The organism is Burkholderia sp. Se-20373 (assembly GCF_017104705.1).
GTDB lineage: Bacteria > Pseudomonadota > Gammaproteobacteria > Burkholderiales > Burkholderiaceae > Burkholderia.
Genome location: NZ_JAAGPH010000407.1, coordinates 1 through 253 on the forward strand (window position 1 = coordinate 1; position 253 = coordinate 253).

Consider the following 253-nt stretch of genomic DNA (forward strand, 5'->3'; position numbering starts at 1 on the left):
GCAGTTCAGGCAGCGGCCCTCGGGCCGCTGCCTGACGCGCTACAGTTTGTCTCTTTTTCTTCATCGGCATATCCATGGCCTTTACACCTCATGATATGCCTCGCCCACGAAATCACGGATAGGTCCCTCGATGTGCGCGTTTTCCACCGGCTTACCTGGACGGATGAACTGCAGCTTGACGCCATGTTCGTGCGCCCATGCATCGAGCGCCTTGCTGACGAACTCTGGCCCGTTGTCGACCTGAATCAGATTA

General features: G+C 56.9%; 1 pseudogene. It reads right to left on the bottom strand.

The window, feature by feature from the left end:
- Nucleotides 1–111: 111 nt before the first annotated feature.
- Nucleotides 112–253 (bottom strand): annotated as a pseudogene (locus G3N96_RS38995) (DDE-type integrase/transposase/recombinase); the annotation flags it as partial.